Here is a 22,200-nt window from a genome sequence, read left to right as displayed (position 1 = left end):
CGCATGAAGCATTTCCGGCTGCTCGTACTCGGTAACGGTGTTTCCGCGTACGGCAGTTACCTGAACATGGTCGCGTTGAACGTCTTCGTCTACCACGTCACCGGCAGCGCCCTGGCCGCGGGGCTCTTCATGGCGGTGCGGCTGGGGACGAGCGTGGCCGCCGGGTTCGTCAGCGGGCGGCTCGTCTCGTCGTACGACCGCAAGCGGCTGATCGTGGGTGCCGACCTCGGGCAGGCGCTGGCGCTGCTGGTGCTGCTGCTGGCCCCGGAGGCCGGCCGGGTCTCGCTGCTGTACTGCCTGGCCGTGGTCACCGGGAGCTGCTCGACCCTCTCCCAGGTCGCGCTGCGCAGCAGCATCCCGGAAATCGTGGGGGCCGAACACCGGACCCGCGCCAACGGGCTGCTGGTCACCGGCCGTTCCCTCGCCATGATCGCGGGCTTCGCCTCGGCGGGGGTGGTGGTGGCGCAGCTCGGGTACACGGTGGCGTTCGCCCTGGACGCGGCGACGTTCCTGGTCTCCGCCTCGGTGCTGCTGTCGCTGCCGATCCGTACGCGGGCCCGGTCCGAGACGGCCGGGGGCGGCGGGGAGGCCGCGCCGGACGCCCCGTCCGCGTCCCTGCGGCTGCTGTGGGCCGGGGCGCCGCTGCTGCTGGCGATGATCGCCGTGCGGGCCGTCGACGGGCTGGGGTCCTCCTCGCACAACGTCGCGCTGCCCGTCTACTCCAGCCTGCTGGACCCCGCCCATCCGGCCACCTTCGTCAGCCGGTTCTGGGCCGTCTGGGCGGTCGGCACGATCATCGCCCAGCAGGCGCTGTCCCGGTACACCCGCCGCACCGGGCGCACCTTCGGCGAGCGGGCCTTCGCGGTGGGCGCCTGTGTCATGTCGGCGGCGTTCATCGTCGTGTTCAGCGGGCTACCGACCGTGCCGGTACTCGCCGCGGCGCTCGTCGCGGGGGTGGCGGACGGATTCACCGAGGTCGTCTACGTGTCCCGGCTCCAGGCGGTCCCGGACGAGCAGCGCGGGCGCCTCTTCGGGCTGTCCGCCTCGGCCGAGAACGCAGGGTTCGGGCTGGGGATGCTGGTCAGCGGGGCGCTGCTGGAGTCCTTCTCCCCGTTCCGGGTGGTCGGCGCCCTGCACGGCCTCGCCATCGTCCTCTGCCTCGCCCTGCTGGCCCTGCTCGTGCTGCGCCGCCGCGCCCCGGCGGCCGACGGCCCCGAGCCGTCGCACGAACCCGGCGGCGACGTCGTACGCGAAGGGAGCACCTGATGGACGGCCGCGCACCGGACCCCCGTCTCGCCGTGGTCGGGATGGCCTTCCGGCTGCCGGGGGCGGACACCCCGGAGGAGCTGTGGCGCATCGTGCGCGACGGCGAGGACCGGTTCACCCGCTTCACCGGGGACGAGCTGAAGGACGCGGGCGTTCCCGAGGAGCTGTACGGGCGCGACGACTTCGTCGGCGCCTCGGCCGTCCTGGACGACATCGCCGGGTTCGACGCCCGGCACTTCGGGATGAGCGCCCGCGAGGCCCGGCTGACCGACCCCCAGCACCGGCTGTTCCTGGAGTGCGCCCAGCACGCCCTGGAGAACGCCGGCTACCCGGACGAGCGGGACGGGAAGCGGATCGGGGTCTACGCCAGCGCCGGCTACCACCTGTACAACATGCAGTCCTACCTGCTCAACAACGTGCTGCCGAACGAGGACATCGGCGACTGGCTGGCCGGCATGCAGGTCATGGTGGGCAACTTCACCGACTTCAACGCGACCCGGGTCGCCTACCGGCTCGGCCTCACCGGCCCCGCCGTCAACGTGCAGACGGGCTGCTCCAGTTCGCTGGTGGGGGTGCAGCTCGCCGCCCAGTCGCTGCTGCTGGACGAGTGCGACGTCGCCCTGGTCGGCGCCAGCGCCGTCCACGTGCCGCAGGTCCTCGGCTACCACTACGTCAAGGGCTCGATCCTCTCCAGGTCCGGCCGGCTCCGGGCGTTCGACGCGGCCGCGAACGGCACCGTCGGGGGCAACGGCGTCGTCGCCGTCGTCCTGAAGCGGCTGGACCGGGCGCTCGCGGACGGCGACACCGTGCACGGCGTCGTCCGGGGCTGGGGCGTGTGCAACGACGGCTCCAGCAAGAAGGCGTTCGCGGCGCCCAGCGCGCGGGGCCAGCAGTGGGCCGTGCGCCGGGCGCTGGACCACGCGGGCGTCGGCGCGGGGACCATCGGCTATCTGGAGACCCACGGCACCGGCACCCTCAAGGGCGACCCCATCGAGCTGGCGGGAGCGGGCGCGGCGTACCGGCAGGACACCGACCGGACCGGCTACTGCGCCCTCGGTGCCGTCAAGGCCAACATCGGGCACCTCGACGCGGCCGCCGGGCTGGCCGGGTTCGTCAAGACGCTGCTGGTCCTCAAGCACGGGGTGATCCCGCCGATCGCCGGTTTCACCGAACCCAATCCGCTGCTCGGGCTGGCGGACAGCCCGTTCTACGCGCCGACCGCCGCCCAGCCCTGGCCCGACGGCAGCACCCCCCGGCGGGCCGGGGTCACCTCGCTCGGCGTCGGCGGGACCAACGTCCACCTGATCCTGGAGGAGGCCCCCGACCCCGGGCCGCGCCCCGCCGCCGTCCTCCCCCCGCCGGACGTGCTCCTGGTCTCCGCGACGAGCCGGGAGGCCCTCGTGGACAACGCGCGGTCGTTCCGCGACGTGCTGCGCCGGCGCCCCGCGCTGTCCCCGGCGGACCTCGTCACGACCACCGCCCTGGGGCGCTCGCACGGCCGCCACCGGATCGCGGTCCGGGGCGCCACCCCGGCCGCGCTGGCCGACGCCCTCGACACCTGGCTCACCGGCCCCGGAGCCCGCGCCGACGCGGCGGATCCCGTCGCGCCGGGGGACGGGCCCGCCCGGGTGGCGTTCCAGTTCACCGGTCAGGGGGCGCTGCGCCCGGGGGCGGCGGCCGGCCTGTACGAGCGGTTCCCCGTCGTACGGGAGGTCCTCGACGCCTGCGAGGACGCGCACCGGCGCCTCACCGGTGAACCGCTGCTGGCCGGGCTCCTCGACGGGAGCGGAGGGGCGGGCGCGCCGGGGGCCGTCTGGCCGACCTCGACGGCGCAGCCCGCCCTGTTCGCGCTCCAGTGCGCCCTGGTCCGGCTCTGGGCGGAGGCGGGCGTCGAACCGTCGGCGGTGACCGGGCACAGCGTCGGCGAGTACGCGGCGCTGTACGCGGCCGGGGCGCTGACTGTCGAGGACGGGCTGGAACTCCTGGCGCACCGGGGCCGGTTGATGCGGGAGCGCTGCGTGCCGGGCGCCATGGTGGCGGTGGCCCTGTCCCGGGAGGCGGCCGGGGAGCTGGCCGCCGCGCACCCCGGCGTGGAGCTCGCCGCGACCAACGGGGAGCGGTCCCAGGTGCTGGCCGGTCCGGTGGCGGACGTGGGGCGGCTGTGCGCCGCGCTCGACGGGCGGTCCGTCCCGTACGAACGCCTCGCGGTCGACCGGGCGTTCCACACCGCGACGACGGAGCCGATGCTCGACGCGTTCGCGACGGTGCTGTCGAAGACCCCCTTCGCGCCGGTGCGGACCCGCTTCGTCGGCTCGCTCGACGGCCGGGTCCGCGAACCCGGCTGGACACCGGACCCGGAGTACCTGCTCCGCCAGGCCCGCGAGCCGGTGCGCTACGACGCCGCGCTGGGCGCCCTGGCCGGTGAACGGCCCGACGTGCTCCTGGAGATCGGCCCGCACACCACCCTCAGCAGCCTGGCTCGCCGTGCCCTTCCCGGGGTGCGGGCGACGCCGTCCCTGCACCGGACCACCGGACTCACCGCGCTCTTCGGCGCCGCCGCGACGCTGCACTGCGCGGGGGCGGAGCTCCGCTGGGAGACGTTCCTGGCGGGCACCGGAGGGCGGCGCGTCCCGCTGCCCGGCTACCGCTTCCAGCACCGGCACCACTGGGTCGGCGCCCCGCCCGGCCCCCGCGCATCCATTTCCCCGGCGAGAGAGGAACGCACCATGGCATCAGAGGCGACGGAGACCAGGCGGCTGCTGGACAGCATCCTCGGTGTCCTTTCCAGGACCTTCGGGGAGGACCTCACCTCGGTCCCCGACACCCCGTTCTTCGATCTCGGCGCGGACTCGCTCCTGATGATCAACGTGCTCCGGGAGATCGAGCAGGAGCACCGGGTCAGGGTCACGATGCGGGAGCTGTTCGACGAGACGGGCACGCCGCGGCTGCTCGCCGAACTCGTCGCCGCGCGGCTGCCCCGGGAGCCGGGGGCGGCGGCGCCCTCCGGGCCGATATCCGCTCCCGCTCCGGCCCCCGCCCCGGCACCCGTCTCCGCTCCGGTGCCGGTGTCCGCCCCCGTGCCCGCGCCGCTGCCCGCGCAGCCGCCAGTCGTTGCCGTACCGCCGGCCGCCGTCCCCGTACCGCCGGCCGCCATTCCCGTACCGCCGGTCGACTCCGCGCCGCCCGTCGCGCACGCCGCGGTCGCGGACGCCGGTTCCGTCACCCGGCAGGAGCTGCTGGACCTGACCCGGCGGGTCCAGCAGCTTTCGCAGATCCAGCTCCAGATGCTCACCCAGATCTCCCAGCTCTCCCAACTGCTCGCGCTCCAGGGCGCGCACCCGGCCGTACCGGACGGAGAGGTGGCCCGGTGAACGAGCAGGAGAGCCTCGGCGCCACCCTCGACCGGGAGCTGGCCGCCATGGCGGAGCTCACCCGGGACATCGGCGCACGGATCGACGCCCGGCAGGCCCCGGCCCCGGCCCCGGCCGCCGGCACACCGCAGCCCGACGCACCGCAGCCCGACCCGCCGCAGCCCCGGGCGCACGGGCCGCGCGTGGTGGTCTCCCCCGACGCGGGCATGGTCCGCGCCACCTCGCCCCGCGCCCAGCAGGACCACCTCGACGACCTCGTACGCCGGTACACGGCGCGGACGGCGGCCTCCAAGGAGCTGGCCCAGCGCCACCGCCGCCGGCTCGCCGACAGCCGGGCGATCGTCGGATACCGCAGGTCGACCAAGGAGATGCTCTACCCCGTGGCGGCCCGCCGCGCGGCGGGCGCCCGGATCGAGGACATCGACGGCAACGCCTACACCGACATCACCATGGGTTTCGGGGTCCTCCTCTTCGGCCACGAGCCCGACTTCGTTCGGGAGGCCGTGCACGAGCACCTCTCCCGGGGCATCCGGCTCGGCCCCCGCAGCGTCGAGACGGGCGGGGCCGCCGAGCTGCTGTGCGAGCTGACCGGGATGGAACGGGTGGCCTTCGCCAACTCCGGCACGGAGGCCAACGCGGCGGCGATCCGGCTGGCCCGCGCCGCCACCGGCCGCGACCGGATCGTCACCTTCACCGGCGCCTACCACGGCCACGCCGACCAGGTGCTGGGCCGGGACGCCGGACACGGCGCCCCGGAGCGGACCGTGCCCGTCTCCCGGGGCATCCCGCAGAGCGCCGTCTCCGAGCTGACCGTCCTCGAGTACGGCAGCGAGGAATCCCTCCACGCCATCGAGCGGGACGCGGCCCGGATCGCGGCGGTGATCATCGAACCGGTGCAGAGCAGACACCCCTCGCTCCAGCCCGTCGCGTTCGTCCGCAAACTGCGCGAACTGACCGCCCGGCACGGCATCGTGCTCATGTTCGACGAGATGCTGACCGGTTTCCGCCCCGCGCTCCGGGGCGCCCAGGAGCTCTACGGCGTCACCCCGGATCTCGCCACCTACGGCAAGCTCCTCGGCGGCGGCTTCCCCATCGGCGCGATCGCCGGCCGCGCCGACATCCTGGACGGGGTCGACGGCGGCTACTGGAGCTACGGCGACGACAGCGGCCCGACCGCCGACACCACCTTCTTCGGCGGCACCTACCTCCAGCACCCCGTGTCGATGACCGCCGCGCACGCCGTGCTCACCCATCTCAAGGAGCGGGGCCCGGGCCTCCAGCAGCGGCTCAACGCCCGTACGGCCGAACTGGCCACCGGGCTCAACGGCTTCTTCGAGGCGGAGGAATTCCCGCTGCGGATGGGCTGGTTCGGCTCCCAGTTCCGCTTCGAGCACCGCGCCGACATGGAGCTCCTCTACTACCACCTGATGCTGCGCGGCGTGCACGTCTGGGAGTGGCGCAACTTCTTCCTCTCCACGGCACACACCGACGACGACATCGCCCATGTGGCCGACGCCGTACGGGGGTCGCTGACGGAGCTGCGGAACGCCGGGTTCTTCCGTACCGGCAGAGTCCTCGCCCCGGCGGCCGCGCCCGCCCGGACCGCACCCGCACCGGCCCCCGCTCCGGTGGAGGCCCCCACCCCTGCCCCCGCACCGGCCCCCGCTCCGGTCGAGGCCCCCGCACCCGTGACCGCCCCGGCCGCCCCCGCCGCGCCGCGCCGGGCGGACTTCAGCCTCTACTTCTTCGGCGACTACCCGGAGCCGGAGGACGGCACCGGCCCGCGGGAGGGCCGCTACGAACTGCTCATGGAGGCCGCCCGGTTCGCCGACGAGCACGGCTTCGAGGCGCTGTGGATGCCCGAACGGCACTTCAACTCCTTCGGCGGCCTCTTCCCGAACCCCGCCGTCCTGGCCGCCGCGCTGTCCCGGGAGACCCGGCGCATCCGCCTCAACGCCGGCTCGGTCGTGCTCCCGCTGCACGACCCGATCCGGGTGGCCGAGGAGTGGTCCATGGCGGACAACCTCTCCGGCGGGCGCGTCGGCCTCGGCGTCGCGAGCGGCTGGAACGCCAACGACTTCGTCTTCTTCCCCGAACGTTTCGGCCCGCACAAGCAGGAGATGTACGACCGGCTGGAGGAGGTACGGAGCCTCTGGCGCGGCGAACCGCTGCGCCGCACCACCGGGGACGGCGAACGGGAGGTCCGGCTCTTCCCCCGCCCCGTCCAGGAGATGCCACCGCTCTACACGGCCGTGGTCGGCAACCCCGAGTCCTTCGAACGCGCCGGGGCGCACGACCTGGGCATCGTGACCAACCTGATGACCCAGGACGTCGACCAGCTCCGGGAGAACATCGCCCGCTACCGCGCCGCACGGGCCCGGCACGGCCTCGACCCGGCCGCCGGGCGGATCGCCGTCCTGCTGCACACCTACCTCGCCGACGACCACGACACCGCCCGGGCCGAGGCGTTCGCCCCGATGTCCCGGTACATGCGGGCCTCGCTCTCCCTGTTCAGCGGGGTCACCCACAGCCTGGGCGCCACCACCGATCTGCGGTCGCTCAGCGAGGACGACCTGGACGTCGTCTTCCGCCGCGCCTACGGCCGCTACTGCGACCAGCGGGCCCTGATCGGCTCGGTGGACACCGTCCTGCCGGTGGTCGAGGCGGTCACCGACGCCGGGGCGGACGAGATCGTCGCCCTGGTCGACTTCGGCGTCTCCGGGGAGCAGTTGCGCGCCGGACTCCCCCGGCTCGACGCCCTGCGCCGCCGCCACCGCGAACGCCGGGCCCACGCCCCCGCTCCCGCCCCGCTCTCCCCCGGCCAGGAGCGGATCTGGTTCCTGGAGCGGCTGCTCCCGGGCCGCACCGCCTACAACGAGGTCAAGGCCGTCCGCCTGCGCGGCCCGCTCGACACCGGGGCGCTGCACACCGCGCTGCGCCGGCTCGTCGACCGCCACGAGGGGCTGCGCACCGTCTTCCGCCCGGCCGGCGACTCGGCGGTCCAACTGGTGCGGGAGACGGCCGGGCCCGACTTCGCGGTGGTGGACGGCACGTCCCGGCCCGAGGAGGCCGTACGGGAGGTGCTGGCGGCGGAGAGCGCCCGCCGCTTCGACCTGGAGAACGGCCCGCTGTTCATCAGCCGCCTCGTACGGACCGGGTCCGACGAGCACGTCCTGGTCATGTCCTTCCACCACATCGTGGTCGACGCGGCCTCGGCGACCGTCCTGTGCCGGGACCTGTCCGCCTTCTACCGGGCGGAGCGCGACGGCACCCCCGCCGTCCTGCCCGAGCTGACCTGGAGCTGCGTCCAGCACGCGCGGGAGCAGCGGGCGGCGGCCGGCGGCCCCGACGCCGCGCGGGACCTGGCCCACTGGACGCGGGTGCTCGGCGGCGACCTGCCCGTCCTCGACCTGCCCACCGACCGTCCCCGGCCCGCCGAGATGACCTCCGCCGGCCGCGCCGTCTTCCGCACCCTCGACCCCGGCCTGTCCGAACGCGTCAGGGGGGTGGGCCGCGACCGGCGCGCCACCCTGTTCATGACCCTGGTGGCCGGGTGGGCGGCGATGCTGCACCGGGTCACGGGGGCGGAGGACATCGTCGTCGGCATCCCGGTCTCGGACCGGCCGCAGCGGGCCGAGGAGCTGATCGGCTTCTTCGTGAACACCCTCGCCCTGCGGGTCGACCTGACCGGCGATCCCGGGTTCGCGACGCTGCTGGAACGGGTGCGCGCCGTCGCGCTCGACGCGTACGACCACGCGGGCACCCCGTTCGAGGAGGTGGTGCGGGCGATCGCGCCGCCGCGCCGGACGGACCGTACGCCGGTGTTCCAGGTGTGCGCCGAGTTCCAGTCGGCGGAACCGTTCCGCCTGGACCTCCCCGGTATCGAGGCGGAGGCGCTGGACGAGGGGCCCGACAAGGCGCTGACCGACCTGACGGTGTACTTCACCGACCGCCCGGAGGGCATCCGCTGCCATCTGGAGTACAACTCCGACCTGTTCGACCCGGACACCGTCGACCGGTTCTTCACGGTCTTCCGCGAACTGCTCGCCGCCGCCGTCGACCGGCCCGCCGCCCCGCTGTCGCTGCTCGCGCGCCCGGTGGCCGAGGGCGACGAGGTGCCGGAGAGCTGGCTGCGCGGCCCGGTCCGGCCGGTCGCCGACACCACCGTGCACGGCTGGGTCGCCCGGCGGGCGGCCGATCACCCCGGGCGGACCGCGGTGATCGGCGAGGACGCCGTACTGACCTACCGGGAGCTGGACGAACGGTCCGGGCGGCTCGCCGCCGTGCTCGCCGCGCGGCCGGTGGACGGGGAGCGGGAGCCCGTGGTCGCCGTATGGCTGCCGCGCTCCGCGGAGCTCGTCGTGGCGCTGCTCGCGGTGGCCCGGTCCGGTCGCGCGTACGTACCGCTCGACCCGTCGCTCGGCCGGGTCCGCGCCGCCCAGGTGATCGCCGCGAGCGGCGCCCGTACGGTGATCAGCGACGCGGCCGGGGCGAAGGAGCTGGAGCTGCCCGCGTCGGTCGCCGTCGTCGCCCCGGACGCCGTCGCGGACGCCGGGCCGACGGGGGCACCCGGGCCCGACGCGGCCGTCTCCCCCTCCGCTCCGTTCGCCGTCGTCCACACCTCGGGCAGCACCGGCACGCCCAAGGGCGTCGTGCTCACCCACCGCTGCCTCGTGGACCTCTGCCAGTGGCACCACGAGCGGTTCGCGTTCACCGCCGACGACCGCAGCGCCGTCGTGTGCGGCCAGAGCTTCGACGCCTCGCTCGTGGAGATCTGGCCGGCGCTGACGGCGGGCTCCACGCTCGTCGTGGCCGATGAGCGGGTCCGCCGCGACCCGTTGGCCCTGGCCCGGTGGTACGCGGACCGGAAGATCTCGTTCAGCATCCTGCCGACGGCCCTGGGCGAGGAGGTGCTGCGGCTGCCCGCGGCCGACCAGCCGCCGCTGCGCCATCTGCTGCTGGGCGGCGAGGCGCTCAGGACCCGGCCCCGCCCCGAGGCCCCCTACGAGACGGTGAACGTCTACGGCCCGACCGAGACGACCGTGCTGTGCGTCGCCGGGACGGTCGCGCCGGGGCCCGGCCCCGAGGCGATCGCGATCGGGCGCCCGGTCGACAACGTCTCGGTGCGGGTGGTGGACCCGTCGGACAAGCCGGTGCCGGTCGGCGCGGTGGGCGAACTCCTCGTCGGCGGACCGGGGGTGGCCGACGGCTATCTGCACCGGCCCGACCTCACCGGGGAACGGTTCACCGCCGCGTCCGGCGCCGAGGACCGTCACTACCGCACCGGCGACCTGGTCCGCTGGACGGCGGACGGGCACCTCGTCTTCGTGGGCCGCACCGACGACCAGGTGAAGATCCGCGGGTTCCGGGTCGAGCCGGAGGAGGTGGCGCGGGCGCTGACCCGGCTCGACGGGGTCCGCCGGGCCGCCGTCACCGGTCTGCGCAGGTCCAACGGCGAGACCTTCCTGGCCGCCTACGTGGTGCCCGAGGAGCCGGGCGAGGACCGTACGGACGCCTGGGCCGGGGAACTCCACCAGCACCTGCCGGAGTACATGGTGCCGCGCGTCTGGCGGGTACTGGACGAGCTGCCGCTGACCGCCAACGGCAAGGTGGACCGGGCGCAGCTCCCCGCGGCCGACCGGCCGGAGCCGGAAGCCGCGGCCGGGCCGGAGTCCGCTGCCCGCACCGCCGCGGAGGATGGGCTGCGGGCGCTCTGGGCGGCCGAGTTCGACCTCACCGCCTCGGCGATCGACCCGGACGTCTCCCTCTTCGACCTGGGCGGGCATTCGCTCACCGTGATGAGGCTGGTCAACCGGATCAGGGAGGCCTGGGGCATCGAGTACCCGCTCTCGCGCCTCTACCAGGAGCCCACTCTGCGCGCCATGACGGCGTTCGTACAGGGCGCCGGGGCGAGAAGGGTCGTCCGCTCCGGGCCGGCCGACCACCAGCAGGCACGCTTCGCCACCGTGCACTCCCAGCACTCCAGACCGCAGGTCTACAACGTCGCCCTGCGGATCGCCTTCTCCGGGCCGCTGGCCCCCGGCTCCCTGCGCACCGCCCTCCAGCAACTGACGGATCGTCACGAGGGGCTGCGTACCCGCCTGGTACGGGAGGGCGCGGAGTCCTGGCGGCAGGAGGTGCTGGAGCCCCGCCCCTTCGACCTGCCGGTCGACGACCTCACCGCGCTGCCCGAGGCCGAGCGGCGGGCCGAGGTGGACCGGCTCGCCGAGCTGACGGCCGAGACCCCGCTGGACATCTTCGAGGGCGAGATGATCTCCGCCCGGCTGCTGCGCACCGGCGCCGAGGAGTGGGTGCTGCTGTTCGTCGTGCACCACTGCACCTGCGACGGATGGGCCCTGACCACGGTGCTCAAGGAGCTCTCCGCGTTCTATCGCGCGGACGTCACCGGGACCGGCCACGGCCTGTCCGCCGAGGCGCCCCAGCACCTGGAGTACGCGCACTGGCAGGCCGCCCACGACGCGGCGACCGCCGCCCGCCGCACGGAGTACTGGCTGGAGGAGCTGGTCGACGCCCCCTTCTCCGTCGACCTGCCGCTGGACCGGCCGCGGCCGGAGCAGCTCAGCGGGCGGGGCGGGATCGTCGAGTTCACCGTGGACGCCGAGGTCCGGGCCGCCGTGGAACGGCTGGCCGCCCGCCGGGCGACGACCCCCTTCGTGGTGACCGCGGCGGCGCTCGGCCGGCTGCTCGCGGCGAAGTCGGGGCAGGACGACGTGATGATGAACGTCTCCTACGCGGGCCGGGAGAGCCGCGCGTTCGAGTCCCTGGTCGGGTGCACGGCCATCGGCTTCGCCCTGCGGGTCCGCGACGCGTGCGCCGGGACCTTCGCGGAGCTGACGGACCGGGTGACCCGGACGACGATCCTGGGCATGGAGAACGCCATGCCGCCGCGCCGGGTGGCACCGGCGATGAAGGAACGCAAGGGCGTCGTGCTGCCGCAGACCCTGAGCGTCAACCTGGCCTACGAGAGTTCGCTGGACACCGGGATCGAACTGCCGGGGCTCACCACCACGGTCACGGAGATCGCCGCGGCCGCGTCCCGGTCGGAGCTCACCGTGGTGCTGACCCCGGTCGACGACGTGCTCCACTGCGCCGTGGAGTACTCGGCCGACCTGTGGGACCGGGCCACGGTCGAGTCCTGGACGCGGGACTACGTACAACTGCTGCGGGACGAGACCCGGCAGCCGCCCGCCGGCCCGGCGGACTGACCGGCACCGGACCGGGCGGGGCGCGGACGCCTCCGCCCGGTCCGGTCCGGGTTCAGGCCGCGGGCCCCGTGCCGAGCGGGTACACGCCGAGGGCCGCCCGCTCGCCCTGCATCCGGGTGAGCTTGCGGACGAAGAGGACGGCGAGCACGGCGGCCACGATGTCCAGCGCGTCGGTCGCCATCACCAGACCGGCCGCGTCCACGATCTCCTGCGGCGACTCGGCGGCCATGTATCTGCGCTGCGCGAACCGGGAGAGGAGCAGCGAGCCGATCCAGACGCCCCACCACAGGTTCATCACGGTGGCCGGGACATGGCGCCAGCTGCCGTCGGTGTTGGTCTGGGCGCTCGCGGTCCAGATGCCGCCCGCGATCCGGCGCGGCAGCACCAGGTTGGCGATCGGGATGAACCAGCCGCCGATGGCCCAGCCGGGCCGCATCGGCTGCATGGACCGGTCGAAGATCCCCGCGTTGTGCCGCACCCGGTGGAACCAGACGAGGAAGACGACCGCGGTCGCCAGGAAGGCGAGGGCCTGGAGCCCCCCGGCCCCCGCGTACAGGTTGTCGGCGAGCTCCGCCTCCTTGTCACTGACCGAGGCGTAGTCGGCCATCGCGGCCGTGATCAGCCGCCGCATGTTCGCCCCCGCGGCCACGGCGAGCACGTCCGCCGCCGCGACCACCGACAGCAGGACGACGACGGCCTTGGCCAGCCCCTCGGGCGAGCGGAGGTACTGCTGCGGCGCGTGGAAGGCCGGGGCCGCCGCGGCACCGGCGCAGACCGCGCAGCGTCCGCCCCCGGTGACCGGCGGTCTGAGACGGCAGGTGGAGCAGAGCATGAAAACGGAACCCCCCATGGTTCGGTACGCGGACGCGTGGCGCGCACGCGGAAGCGTGCGCCCCTCCCCGGACCGCACGACTTCCGGAACGTAGGCGCTGCGCGCCGCCCTGTCCACCGGAATCGCGGCTCAGCCCGCCGCGTCGATCCGGTCCGCCAGGGCGCGGAAGCGTTCCCAGCTCAGCGCGGGCTTTCCGGGGACCCACAGTTTCTGGGCGACGGCGCGCAGCGGCATCTGGATGCCGTCGGCCACCTGCTGCGGGGTCCGCGCCTGCGGGAGGTCGCCCCAGACCGCGAACCGGCCGCCGAGGATCTGCCCGGAGTAGGACGCCGGTACCGGGGTGGTGCCGCGCAGGACCAGCGGGGTCCACTGCTCGTAGATCCGCTCGCCGGTCGGGTAGACGAAGTTGTTGGGCTGGCCGAGCACGTAGTAGAGGTACTCGTCGTTGAGGTTCACCACCCGGCGCCCCTCGCGCAGGTACTCCTCCGGCGGGCGGGCCCCGTACTCCTTCCCGGTCCAGTACTCGACCTCGATGTCCTTGTCGGCGCGGACGGTCCCGTCGCGGAAGAAGCCGTCGTTCCACGCCTTGGGCTTCTTCCCGTGCGGGCGCACCACCGCCGCGCGGTCGTTCAGCCAGCCGGTCGTCAGGTCCTTGATCGAGGCGGCCGCCCCGTACTTCCGCCGGGCGGCGGCCTGGAGCTGCGGGTAGGAGGCGGCCGGGTCGCGGGCCATCAGCGCGAGGTACTCGTCGGCGCCCAGGTGCCAGTAGGAGCCGGTGAACAGCCCGGTGAACTCGCCGAGGAGTTCGTCGACGAGCTTGGCGGAGCCGGGGTTGGAGATGTCCAGCGACCCGGTGCTCCGCGCCCCCGACGCGTTGCGGAGCTGGAGGTCGGGGTGGGCGCGGAGGACCGCGCCGAGGTGGCCCGGCGAGTCGATCTCCGGGACGACCTGGATGTGCAGCCGGGCGGCGAGGGCGAGGATCCGCCGTACCTCCGCCTGGGTGAGGTGCTGGGGCGACACCACCTCGGGATGGGTGCGGGACTCGATGCGGAAGGCCTGGTCGTCGGAGAAGTGCAGGCCGAGCTGGTTGAGCTTGAGGTCGGCCATCTCGCGCAGCCGGTCCTCGATCCAGGCGGCGGTGTAGTGCTTGCGGGCGATGTCGAGGTTGAGGCCGCGCTGCGGCCGGTCGGGGCGGTCGCGCACCTCGCCCTCCGGCATCGTGCCGTCGGCGCGCACCGACTGCTTCAGGGTGCGGGTCCCGTAGAAGACCCCGGCCTCGTCGGGCCCGCTGATCCGGACCCGCCCGTCGCGGACGCCGAGGGTGTACGACTCGGGGGCGCCGCCCGGGGCGAGGGCCAGCTCCACGTCGCCCGCGCGGGCGGGCACCTCGCCCCGGTAGTGGATCTTCAGCTCGCCGGCCAGCAGCCGCCCCTCGTCGGCGAGCGCCCCGCTGCCGCCCGCGACGACGACCCCGCCGTCCGGGCCGGGGCGCCAGCCGGGGCCGTGGGCCGGGCGGTGCTCCCGGACGGCGGGGATGGTGCGGGGCGCGGTGGAGAGCGGGTAGCTGCGGGTGGGCGTGGGGGTGGCGACCCGTACGTCCGTCTCCCGGCCGGCGGGTCCGGCACCGGAGCCCTCCGGCCAGGCGACGACCGCGATCACCGCGGCGGCCGCCGCGGTGAGGGCCGTACCGGCCACGAGCGCGCCGCGTGAGGGCGACATCGTCAAAGTCCTCCGTTGTCTGCGGGAGTGTGGGGGGCGAGGGTGCGGGGAGCACCGGGTGGACGGGTGTACGGGTGCGCGGGGGCCGTCCGGGCGAAACGCCGGGCGGCGCCGGGCGGACAGCTTCTCCGCCCTCCTGGTCTACGGTTCACCGGACGTTCCGAAACTCTCCCGTCCGGGTGAAGTTCGCGCATTTGTCGGACGTGCGTTGCCCCTGATCGCTAGCTTTGAGAACCATTCGTATCTCCCTTCGCCCCCTTCGTCCCGCATCTGCCCGGTCCCCTCCGCCGCCACCGCCCCAGGGTCACAGATGCCGCTGATCCGAGGAGCCCACGCTGTCCAGGTCCAGCGAACCCCGCGCCGGCCTCCCGGAGCAATTGCGTCAACCGGCCACCCGGACGGCCGTACCCGCCCAGAGTTCCGGCCCCGGCTCCGCCCCCGGGCTCGACGTGTTCAACACGGTGCCGCCCGCGGAGGCCGAGGCCGCCCTGATGGACTGCTGCGGAAGCCACCGCTGGGCGCAGCGGCTGACCGCCCACCGCCCCTACCCCGATCTGGACTCGCTGCTCGCCGCGGCCGACGAGGCGGGGTACGACCTCGCTCCCGCGGACCTCTCCGAGGCGCTCGCCGCCGAGGTCTCCCCCGGTCTGCACGACGGCGCGCCGCACTCCGCCCATCTGGCCCTGCGGGCCGCGCACGCCGCGTACGAGTCGCGGTTCGGCCATGTCTTCGTGATGTGCCTGGACGGGCTGGAGCCGGCCGAGCAGCCGGACCAGGTGCTCGCCGGGATCCGGGCCCGGCTGGGCCACGAGCACGACCAGGAGCGGGTCGTCAGCGCCGACGAGATGCGCCGACTCGCCCGGGGCCGCATCATCGACCTGGTATCGGGTTCGTAACGGAATGGCATCGACGGACCGGTCAGGTGACCGGTTTGCCGGGCCGAGCGGTCCGTTCTAGCCCGTCCGTGCCTGTTTGATTGCCACTTTGATCACACCGCGGGCCCCCGCGCGAACGAACCGACAATGCGTCGCTACGATGGCCGGGGCCGGTGGACCGTACCCGGCCGGGTCAGACCGACAGTCAAGCCGGCCGACCCCAATCCCCGCTCCCGGAGGGTTCTTCCGTGCCGGCTGGAACGCTGTACCGCGGCCGGGAAGGCATGTGGTCCTGGGTGGCTCATCGAGTCACCGGTGTCCTCATTTTCTTCTTCCTGTTCGTACACGTCCTGGACACCGCTCTCGTCCGCGTCTCCCCCGAGGCCTATGACGACGTCGTGGCCACGTACAAGACGCCGATCGTCGCACTGCTGGAATACGGCCTGGTGGCCGCGATTCTCTTCCACGCGCTGAACGGTCTGCGCATCGTCGCCGTGGACTTCTGGGCCAAGGGCCCGCGCTACCAGAAGCAGATGCTCTGGTCGGTCGTGGGCATCTGGATCGTGCTGATGGTCGGGGCGCTGTACCCGGTCCTCGGTCACGCCGTACGCGCAGTCTTCGGGAGCTGAGGCCCATGTCCACCGAGTCCTCCGCCGCGATCGGCTCCGTCGAGGGTGTCTCCCTGTACGACGTCGACAACCCCGCCCCGGTCATCGAGCCGCCGCGCAAGCGCACCGACAAGACCCCCAAGGGTTCGCGCACCAACTTCGAGATGTACGCCTGGCTCTTCATGCGCCTGTCGGGCATCGTCCTGGTCGTCCTGGTCCTGGGCCACCTGCTGATCCAGCTCGTGCTGGACGGCGGCGTGTCCAAGATCGGCTTCGCCTTCGTCGCGGGCCGCTGGGCCTCGCCGTTCTGGCAGCTGTGGGACCTCGGGATGCTGTGGCTGGCCATGCTGCACGGCGCCAACGGTCTCCGTACGGTCATCAACGACTACGCCGAACGGGACAACACCCGCTTCTGGCTGAAGATGCTCCTGTACACCGCCACGGTCTTCACCGTCCTGCTGGGCACGCTGGTGATCTTCACCTTCGACCCGAACATCCGCTAGGCGCCGGGCCAGAGGGACCAGAGGAAATCATGCAGATCCACAAGTACGACACCGTCATCGTCGGCGCCGGCGGCGCCGGTATGCGCGCGGCCATCGAGTCGACGAAGCGCAGCCGCACCGCGGTGCTCACCAAGCTGTACCCCACCCGCTCCCACACGGGCGCCGCGCAGGGCGGCATGGCCGCCGCGCTGGCCAACGTGGAGGAGGACAACTGGGAGTGGCACACCTTCGACACGATCAAGGGCGGCGACTACCTGGTCGACCAGGACGCCGCCGAGATCCTGGCGAAGGAGGCCATCGACGCCGTCCTCGACCTGGAGAAGATGGGCCTGCCCTTCGGCCGTACGCCCGAGGGCCGGATCGACCAGCGCCGCTTCGGCGGTCACTCCCGCAACCACGGTGAGGCCCCGGTCCGCCGCGCCTGCTACTCGGGCGACCGCACCGGCCACATGATCCTCCAGACGCTGTACCAGAACTGCGTCAAGGAGGGCGTGGAGTTCTTCAACGAGTTCTACGTCCTGGACCAGCTGGTCGTCGAGGAGGACGGCGTCAAGAAGTCCGCCGGCGTCGTCGCCTACGAGCTGGCCACCGGCGAGATCCACGTCTTCCAGGCGAAGTCGGTCATCTACGCCTCGGGCGGCACCGGCAAGTTCTTCAAGGTGACGTCGAACGCGCACACCCTGACCGGTGACGGCCAGGCCGCCTGCTACCGCCGGGGCCTGCCGCTGGAGGACATGGAGTTCTTCCAGTTCCACCCGACGGGCATCTGGCGCATGGGCATCCTGCTGACGGAGGGCGCCCGCGGTGAGGGCGGCATCCTCCGCAACAAGGACGGCGAGCGCTTCATGGAGAAGTACGCGCCGGTCATGAAGGACCTCGCGTCCCGTGACGTCGTGTCCCGCTCCATCTACACGGAGATCCGTGAGGGCCGCGGCTGCGGTCCCGAGGGCGACCACGTCTACCTCGACCTCACGCACCTGCCGCCGGAGCAGCTGGACGCCAAGCTCCCGGACATCACCGAGTTCGCGCGCACGTACCTCGGCATCGAGCCCTACACGGACCCGATCCCGATCCAGCCGACCGCGCACTACGCCATGGGCGGCATCCCGACCAACGTCGAGGGCGAGGTGCTGGCCGACAACACCACCGTCGTCCCCGGCCTGTACGCCGCCGGCGAGGTCGCCTGTGTCTCCGTGCACGGCGCCAACCGCCTGGGCACCAACTCGCTGCTCGACATCAACGTCTTCGGACGCCGCGCGGGCATCGCCGCCGCCGAGTACGCCGAGAAGAGCGACTTCGTCGCGCTTCCCGAGGACCCGGCGCAGCAGGTCGTCGACCAGGTCGAGCGGCTGCGGAACTCCACGGGCACCGAGCGCGTCGCCGCGCTCCGCCAGGAGCTCCAGGAGTGCATGGACGCCAACGTGATGGTGTTCCGCACCGAGCAGACCATCAAGACGGCCGTGGACAAGATCGCCGAGCTGCGCAAGCGGTACCTCGACGTGTCGATCCAGGACAAGGGCAAGCGGTTCAACACGGACCTGCTGGAGGCCATCGAGCTGGGCAACCTGCTCGACCTGGCCGAGGTCATGGCGACCTCCGCGCTGGCCCGCAAGGAGTCCCGCGGCGGTCACTACCGCGAGGACTACCCGAACCGCGACGACGTCAACTTCATGCGCCACACCATGGCGTACCGCGAGGTCGCGGCCGACGGCACCGAGTCCATCCGGCTCGACTACAAGCCCGTCGTCCAGACCCGCTACCAGCCGATGGAGCGTAAGTACTGATGGCAACCCCGACTCTGGACAAGGTCGAGGCGCAGTCCGCCGCCTCGCCGTACATCACGGCGACCTTCCGTATCCGCAGGTTCAACCCCGAGGTCTCCGACGAGGCCGTGTGGGAGGACTTCCAGGTCTCGATCGACCCGAAGGAGCGTGTCCTCGACGCCCTTCACAAGATCAAGTGGGACATGGACGGGACGCTGACGTTCCGCCGCTCCTGCGCGCACGGCATCTGCGGCTCCGACGCGATGCGGATCAACGGCAAGAACAGGCTCGCCTGCAAGACGCTGATCAAGGACATCAACCCGGAGAAGCCGATCACGATCGAGGCCATCAAGGGCCTCACGGTCCTCAAGGACCTCGTGGTCGACATGGACCCGTTCTTCCAGGCGTACCGCGACGTCATGCCCTTCCTCATCACCAAGGGGAACGAGCCGACCCGCGAGCGCCTGCAGTCCCCCGAGGACCGCGAGCGCTTCGACGACACCACCAAGTGCATCCTGTGCGCCGCGTGCACCTCGTCGTGCCCGGTGTTCTGGAACGACGGCCAGTACTTCGGCCCGGCCGCGATCGTCAACGCGCACCGCTTCATCTTCGACTCGCGCGACGAGGGCGGCGAGCAGCGCCTGGAGATCCTCAACGACCGTGACGGCGTGTGGCGTTGCCGCACCACGTTCAACTGCACGGACGCCTGCCCGCGTGGCATCGAGGTCACCAAGGCGATCCAGGAGGTCAAGCGGGCGCTGATCACGCGCCGCTTCTGACCGCCGACCGGTACGGCAGTGCCAGGAGGCCCCTTCCCCGCGGTGGGCACCGCGGGGAAGGGGCCTCTTGCCGTTCCGTCCCCCACTGGCGGTACGGTCATGCGGAACCGTCGCCGGAACCGGAACCAGAACCGGGAGCCCGCCACCGGTTCACCGCCGCCGGTGCAGCAGGCCCGGGGCACAGGACCGACCGAGAGCGGGGAACGTTGAGCGATCCGAATCCGTACGCGGACGAATCGTACAAGTGGGGTCCGGAGCCCCAGCAGCCCGGCCAGGGCGTGCCCCCGCCGGCCGGGCAGGGCGTGCCGCCGCACCCGGGCCAGGGCATGGCGCCGCAGCCGGGGATGCCGGGCGCGTTTCCCGGGGCGGGGGTGCCGGGTGCGGGGATGCCGGCGCTGGTCCTCGGTGACATCGCCGTGGTCAACGACCAGATCGTCACCCCGAGCGGTTCGATGCCGCTCAAGGGCGCGGTGTGGACGGCCACCGACCTGACCCGCACCGAGGAGAAGATCCCGACGGTGGCGATCGTGCTCGCGATCGTCTTCGCGCTGTTCTGCCTGGTCGGTCTGCTGTTCCTGCTGATGAAGGAGAAGCAGACGACCGGCTTCGTGCAGGTGACCGTGGTCAGCGACGGCCGGACCCACTCCACGATGCTCCCGGCGCTCGGCCCGGAGACCTTCCCGATGGTGATGGCCCAGGTCAACACCGCTCGGGCGATGAGCATCTGAGGTCCGCCCGGACGGTCGGCGCGCCCCGCACCGGATACCCTCGGGGATCGTGGTGAAGGAAGCGAAGGACGTGAAGGAAACCCGGACCCCCCGGAGCGAGCAGACCCGCACACTCATCCTCGAAACGGCGCTGCGGCTCTTCCAGGAGCGCGGCTACGACCGGACGACGATGCGGGCCATCGCCCAGGAGGCCGGCGTCTCCGTGGGAAACGCCTACTACTACTTCACCAACAAGGAGCACCTGGTCCAGGGGTTCTACGACCGGCTCGCCGCGGAACACGCGGCGGCCGTCCGGCCGGTCCTGGAGGGGGAGCGCGATCTCGCGTCGCGTCTTCGCGGGGTGCTGCTCACCTGGCTGGACGTGGCGGAGCCGTACCACCGCTTCGCCGCCCAGTTCTTCAAGAACGCCGCCGACCCGGAGAGCCCGCTCAGCCCGTTCTCGGCCGAGTCGGTGGCGGCCCGGGAGGCGGCGATCTCCATCCACCGGGAGTGCCTGGCCGGGGCGGACACCAAGGCCGACCCCGAACTGGCGGAGCTGCTGCCGCAGTTGATGTGGCTGTCGCAGATGGGCCTGGTGCTGTACTGGGTGTACGACTGCACGGAGCACACCGGGCGCAGCCGCCGCCTGGTGGAGCGGGGCACCCCGATCATCGCCCGGGCCGTCGCGCTCACCCGGTTCCGGCTGCTGCGGCCGCTGGTGCGGCAGATCCACGGCGTGCTGGAGGAGTTCCTGCCCGGCGCCGCGGCAGGGCGCGTACGGGGCACGCAGGGCGCGTAGGGCGTGCGCGGGGAGGTGCCGGAGACATGCCGGAGGGGGCGGCCCCGGCCGGTGCCGGAGGCCGCCCCCTCCTGTGCCGCGTCGTGCGGACGCGTCAGATGTGCTTCAGCTCCCAGAGCCGCCAGATGCCGGTGCCGTCGGAGAGGTACTGCGAGCCGGAGACGTCCTTCGAGCTGACGACGTAGTCCTTCTTCTGCCAGAGCGGGAGCAGCGGCACGTCCTCGCCGACCAGCGCCTGGAGCTCCTTGAAGTCGGCCGAGGTGCGCCCGCGGTCGCTGTACTGGAGCGTGTCGGCGATGAGGGTGTTCACCTTCTTGCTGGAGTAGCCGTTGTGGAGGCTGTTGTCGGCGCCGACGAGCGGCTGGCTGAAGGTGTCGGGGTCCGGGTAGTCGGGGAGCCAGCCGACCGTGTACGCGTCGAACTTGCCGGAGGCGTAGTCCTTCTGGAACTTCTGCCAGCCGACCGAGTGGATGTTCAGCTTGAACAGTCCGTCGGCCTCCAGCTGGCGCCGGAGCTCCTGGGTCTCCTTGTCGTACGCCTCGCTGCCGCCGCGGTAGCCGAAATCGATGGTCACCGGGAGCTGCACGCCGGCGGACTGGAGGAGCTGCTTGGCGCGCGCCGGGTCCGGCGCCGGGTAGGCGTCGAAGAACGGGGTGCTGTGCCCGATGTAGCCCTGCGGGATCAGCGAGTAGAGCGGCTCCACCGTGCCCTTGTAGATCTTGCTCACCAGCGGTCCGCGGTCGACGATCGCGGCGACGGCCTGCCGGACCTTCTTGTCGGCCAGCGGGGAGCCGGGCCGGACGTTGAAGACCATGGTGCGGATCTCGGCGCTGTCCGCCTCGGTGACGCGCAGGTCGGGGTCGCCGGGGTTCAGCTCGGAGAGGGTGGTCGGCGGCAGCTCGCGGTGCGTGACCTCGACCTTCTTGGCCTTCCAGGCGTTCTCGAGGTCGTCCGGGGTCTTGTAGTAGTGCACGGTGACCGGGACACCGGTCTTGGTCAGCGCGCCCTTGTAACGGGGGTTGGGGACCAGCTCGGCGATCTCGCCCGCCCGGTACGCCTTCAGCAGGAACGGCCCCGAGCCGTCGACCGTGTTCCCCTTGCGGAGCTTGTCCGCCGGGTAGGTCTCGCGGTCGACGATCGAACCGGCGCCGGTGGCGAGCTTCTGCGGGAAGGTAGCGTCGCGCGAGGAGAGGTTGAAGGTGATGGTGCGGCCCTCGGCGACCACGTTCTTGAGGCTCGGGAAGAGCACCCAGGGGCCGACGTCCGTCTTGATCTTGATCATGCGCTCGATGGAGAACTTGACGTCCTCGGCGGTGATCTTCCGCCCGTTGGAGAACGTCAGGTCGTCACGGAGCTTGCACTGGTACGTCTGGAGCTTCTGGCCGATGAACTGGCAGCTCTCGGCGGCGTCCGGCTGCGGCACGACCGCACCGGACTTGAAGGTCAGCAGGGACTGGTAGATGTTGCTGTACAGCGCCCAGGAGCCGGCGTCGTACGCCCCCGCCGGGTCGAGCGAGGTGACCTCGTCGGTCGTCCCGACGCCAACGGGATCGCTGTTCACCTCGTCCGAGGGGAGCAGTTGCCAGGCGACCACGCCTGCGATGACCAAAACCGCGATAACCGCGAGAATCCGTGCCCGGATCGACCGCATCTGCCGTGCTCTCCCTTACGCCCCACCTCGGTGTCGCGCGCAGGAACGCACATCACCGCATGCTCAGGCGTTCACCCAATCACACGATTTTCACATCGGGA

General features: G+C 72.6%; 13 protein-coding genes. 10 read left to right on the top strand and 3 right to left on the bottom strand.

Going from position 1 to position 22,200, the window contains the following annotated elements:
- Window positions 1-3 precede the first annotated feature (3 nt).
- From ACF08W_RS11525 to ACF08W_RS11515, 3 genes are read left to right on the top strand one after another with little or no spacing between them, the layout of a single operon-like run.
- Window positions 4-1,266: an MFS transporter gene (locus ACF08W_RS11525; RefSeq protein WP_392279136.1), complete on the top strand. Its 1,263-nt coding sequence runs from the start codon at window positions 4-6 to the stop codon at window positions 1,264-1,266.
- Complete coding sequence (locus ACF08W_RS11520; RefSeq protein ID WP_392279135.1) at window positions 1,266-4,637, top strand: type I polyketide synthase; 3,372 nt, start codon at window positions 1,266-1,268, stop codon at window positions 4,635-4,637. Before ACF08W_RS11525 ends, ACF08W_RS11520 begins: the two co-directional genes overlap by 1 nt.
- The gene (locus tag ACF08W_RS11515; protein WP_392279134.1) at window positions 4,634-11,863 is read left to right on the top strand and encodes a MupA/Atu3671 family FMN-dependent luciferase-like monooxygenase; all 7,230 of its coding nucleotides are present in this window, start codon (window positions 4,634-4,636) and stop codon (window positions 11,861-11,863) included. Before ACF08W_RS11520 ends, ACF08W_RS11515 begins: the two co-directional genes overlap by 4 nt.
- Window positions 11,864-11,915: 52 nt before the next feature.
- Here ACF08W_RS11515 and ACF08W_RS11510 read toward each other — a convergent pair whose 3' ends face one another.
- Together ACF08W_RS11510 and ACF08W_RS11505 are read right to left on the bottom strand one after the other, a co-directional pair.
- Window positions 11,916-12,695: a DUF4328 domain-containing protein gene (locus ACF08W_RS11510; protein ID WP_392279133.1), complete on the bottom strand. Its 780-nt coding sequence runs from the start codon at window positions 12,693-12,695 to the stop codon at window positions 11,916-11,918.
- 129 nt (window positions 12,696-12,824) lie between these two features.
- Complete coding sequence (locus ACF08W_RS11505; protein WP_392279132.1) at window positions 12,825-14,414, bottom strand: glycoside hydrolase family 20 protein; 1,590 nt, start codon at window positions 14,412-14,414, stop codon at window positions 12,825-12,827.
- Between the two features lie 377 nt (window positions 14,415-14,791).
- Between ACF08W_RS11505 and ACF08W_RS11500 the strand changes: the two genes are divergently transcribed.
- From ACF08W_RS11500 to ACF08W_RS11470, 7 genes are all read left to right on the top strand, one after another.
- The gene (locus tag ACF08W_RS11500) at window positions 14,792-15,310 is read left to right on the top strand and encodes a 2-oxo-4-hydroxy-4-carboxy-5-ureidoimidazoline decarboxylase (protein WP_352273527.1); all 519 of its coding nucleotides are present in this window, start codon (window positions 14,792-14,794) and stop codon (window positions 15,308-15,310) included.
- 227 nt (window positions 15,311-15,537) lie between these two features.
- Window positions 15,538-15,918, top strand: a complete 381-nt coding sequence (sdhC, locus tag ACF08W_RS11495; RefSeq protein WP_266913134.1) for a succinate dehydrogenase, cytochrome b556 subunit — start codon at window positions 15,538-15,540, stop codon at window positions 15,916-15,918.
- A gap of 5 nt (window positions 15,919-15,923) precedes the next feature.
- Window positions 15,924-16,400: a succinate dehydrogenase hydrophobic membrane anchor subunit gene (locus tag ACF08W_RS11490; RefSeq protein WP_352273528.1), complete on the top strand. Its 477-nt coding sequence runs from the start codon at window positions 15,924-15,926 to the stop codon at window positions 16,398-16,400.
- A 29-nt stretch (window positions 16,401-16,429) separates the two neighbouring features.
- Window positions 16,430-18,184: a succinate dehydrogenase flavoprotein subunit gene (gene sdhA / locus ACF08W_RS11485; protein WP_352273529.1), complete on the top strand. Its 1,755-nt coding sequence runs from the start codon at window positions 16,430-16,432 to the stop codon at window positions 18,182-18,184.
- The gene (locus ACF08W_RS11480) at window positions 18,184-18,942 is read left to right on the top strand and encodes a succinate dehydrogenase iron-sulfur subunit (protein WP_352273530.1); all 759 of its coding nucleotides are present in this window, start codon (window positions 18,184-18,186) and stop codon (window positions 18,940-18,942) included. The genes sdhA and ACF08W_RS11480 overlap by 1 nt, the downstream gene beginning before the upstream one ends.
- A gap of 206 nt (window positions 18,943-19,148) precedes the next feature.
- Window positions 19,149-19,670: a hypothetical protein gene (locus ACF08W_RS11475; RefSeq protein WP_352273531.1), complete on the top strand. Its 522-nt coding sequence runs from the start codon at window positions 19,149-19,151 to the stop codon at window positions 19,668-19,670.
- Window positions 19,671-19,719: 49 nt separating this feature from the next.
- Window positions 19,720-20,448, top strand: coding sequence for a TetR family transcriptional regulator (locus ACF08W_RS11470; protein ID WP_392279131.1), 729 nt, complete (start codon window positions 19,720-19,722; stop codon window positions 20,446-20,448).
- 94 nt (window positions 20,449-20,542) lie between these two features.
- Here ACF08W_RS11470 and ACF08W_RS11465 read toward each other — a convergent pair whose 3' ends face one another.
- A complete protein-coding gene (locus tag ACF08W_RS11465; RefSeq protein ID WP_385208487.1) occupies window positions 20,543-22,099 on the bottom strand; it encodes an ABC transporter substrate-binding protein in 1,557 nt (518 codons plus the stop codon).
- Between the last annotated feature and the right edge of the window lie 101 nt (window positions 22,100-22,200).

The organism is Streptomyces sp. NPDC015144 (assembly GCF_043079735.1).
Taxonomy (GTDB): domain Bacteria; phylum Actinomycetota; class Actinomycetes; order Streptomycetales; family Streptomycetaceae; genus Streptomyces.
This window is presented reverse-complemented; position numbering and strand designations above follow the sequence as displayed.